Annotated in this window: 3 protein-coding genes; all 3 read left to right on the top strand. The window is 74.3% G+C overall.

Features of this window, described 5'->3' with window-relative positions; all coding sequences use genetic code 11:
* Window positions 1–370: 370 nt before the first annotated feature.
* Complete coding sequence (locus ACFXB5_RS53430; RefSeq protein ID WP_044571740.1) at window positions 371–793, top strand: NADH-quinone oxidoreductase subunit A; 423 nt, start codon at window positions 371–373, stop codon at window positions 791–793.
* The gene (locus ACFXB5_RS53425; protein WP_385223293.1) at window positions 784–1,446 is read left to right on the top strand and encodes an NADH-quinone oxidoreductase subunit B; all 663 of its coding nucleotides are present in this window, start codon (window positions 784–786) and stop codon (window positions 1,444–1,446) included. The genes ACFXB5_RS53430 and ACFXB5_RS53425 overlap by 10 nt, the downstream gene beginning before the upstream one ends.
* Window positions 1,443–2,401: NADH-quinone oxidoreductase subunit C (locus ACFXB5_RS53420; RefSeq protein WP_385223291.1), on the top strand; the 959-nt coding region annotated here is incomplete at its 3' end. The genes ACFXB5_RS53425 and ACFXB5_RS53420, both read left to right, overlap by 4 nt.

Below are 2,401 nucleotides of genomic sequence, written 5' to 3'. Positions count from 1 at the left end.
CGGGTGGGTGTGTGTTACACCCCGCGCGCGTGCGAGATCGGGCCTCGCGCGCGGCCCCGCCCCGGGCACCCCCCGCCCGTGTGTGGTGTGTGGGCGGGGGCGGCGCCCCGGCGGGGCGCCCTCGGCCGCCGCCGCCGCGGCCGCGGTGGGGGCCCTCGACGGGCCCGTCGACGGGGGAACTGGAGGTCATGACAGCAAGACTGCCCGGCCCCACGGGGGCTCCGCCATGGGGCTACCCCCACCGCATGGCGGACGGGCCGCCCGGCCGGGTGGCGGCAGGGCCTAGACTTCCCGTCCGTACGGATCGTCGAACACGCGAGGTCGACGAGGAGCGGGCAAGCACCACGAGACCAGGGAGCGAGGGGCGGACGTGCCGGAGGCGACGACCGTACGCACCACCAGCGTCACCAGCGTCCAGCTCGCGGCCGACTACTTCCACGGCTATACGGTGGTCGGACTGCTGGCGGCGATCGGCGTGATCTTCGTCGCCGTGGCCTTCGGGGCCGGGCGGCTGCTGCGGCCCGTCGTACCCACGCCCGAGAAGCTGCTGACCTACGAGTGCGGAGTGGATCCCGTGGGCGAGGGCTGGGCCCACACCCAGGTCCGCTACTACGTCTACGCTTTTCTGTATGTGATTTTCGCCGTGGACTCGATCTTCTTGTTCCCGTGGGCGACGGTCTTCGCGGCGCCCGGCTTCGGGGCCGCCACGCTGGTGGAGATGTTCATCTTCCTCGGGTTCCTCGCCGTAGGTCTGCTGTACGCATGGAAGAAGGGCGTCCTGGAGTGGACGTGACACCGAACCCGACGCCGACGACGGCCTCCGGACCGCCGGTCCCCGCGCCCGCCCCGGTGGACCTGCCGGAGCCGCGCCGTCTCGGCCCGCTGGCCCGGCTGGCCCCCGAGCCGATGAAGGTGGTCCTGAACTGGGGCCGCCGCTACAGCCTGTGGGTCTTCAACTTCGGGCTCGCCTGCTGCGCGATCGAATTCATCGCGGCGTCGATGGCCCGCCACGACTTCATCCGGCTCGGCGTGATCCCCTTCGCGCCGGGGCCGCGCCAGGCCGACCTGATGGTCGTCTCCGGCACGGTCACGGACAAGATGGCGCCCGCGGTGAAGCGGCTGTACGAGCAGATGCCGGAGCCGAAGTACGTGATCTCCTTCGGGGCCTGCTCGAACTGCGGCGGCCCCTACTGGGACTCGTACGCCGTGACCAAGGGCGTCGACCAGATCATCCCCGTCGACGTCTACGTCCCCGGCTGCCCGCCCCGGCCCGAGGCGCTGCTGCAGGGCATCCTCAAGCTGCAGGAGAAGATCGCGCGCGAGTCGCTGAGCGAGCGCTACGGCAATTCCGGGCCCGGCACGGCGCCCACGGCCGCGAGCCGTCCGTCGGCCGCCGCGCTGCGCAGCGGACTGGTCACGCCTCCGGGGCGGGAAGACACACGATGACCGAGCGGAACGAGGCCAACAAGCCGAGGAACGAGCCGGCGGGGCCGAACGGGACGGCGAACGAGCCGAACGCGACGGCGAACGAGCTGAGCGGCATGGCGAACGAGCCGAGCGAGGCGGCGGGGCCGAACGGGGCAGCGAACGAGCCGAGCGGGGCGGCGGAGCCGAGGGCGGCCGTGAGGCCGAGCGGGGCCGGGGCGACTGGGGCTGAGCCGAGCGGAGTCAAGGCGACTGGGGCGGCGAAGGCCGCGGAGGTCCCGGCGGTCCCGGAGGTCCCGGAGGCCGAGGTCCCCGAGGCGGAGGCCGAGGCCGAGGCCGCGCCACCCGTGGGCTGGCTGCCGCGTTCCGCCGCCGAGCTGTTCGGCGAGGGCGCCACCGCGGAGGAGTCGTACGGCCTGCTCACGGTCGACGTCCCCGCCGACTCCTGGATCGCGGCGTTGGAGACGGCCCGCGACACCCTCGGCTGCACCTACTTCGACTGGCTGAGCGCGGTCGACGAGCCGGGCACCGGCTTCCGGGTGGCCGCCCGCGTCGTCGCCCTGGGAGCCCCCGGGGCCACGCCGGGGGCTGGGCCCGGGCCCGGGGCCGGGCCCGCGGTGCGCGGTCTGCTGCTGCGCACCACCGTGCCGCACGAGGTGGCCGCGCTGCCGACCGCGACCGGCGTCTACGCCGGGGCGGCCTGGCATGAGCGCGAGACCCACGAGATGTTCGGCATCGGCTTCCCCGGCCACCCCGGTCTCGCGCCGTTGCTGCTCCCCGACGGCTTCGAGGGGCATCCGCTGCGCAAGGACTTCGTACTGGCGGCCCGGGTCGTCAAGGCGTGGCCGGGCGCGAAGGAGCCGGGGGAGTCCGAACACGGCGGCCCCAAGCGGCGCCAGATGCTGCCGCCGGGCGTCCCCGACCCCAACGAGTGGGGCCCGCTCAAGGGCCAGCTGCCCCCTGCCCCGGCCCGCCC

It is taken from the genome of Streptomyces sp. NPDC059455 (genome assembly GCF_042750115.1).
Lineage (GTDB): Bacteria > Actinomycetota > Actinomycetes > Streptomycetales > Streptomycetaceae > Streptomyces > Streptomyces endocoffeicus.
This window is presented reverse-complemented; position numbering and strand designations above follow the sequence as displayed.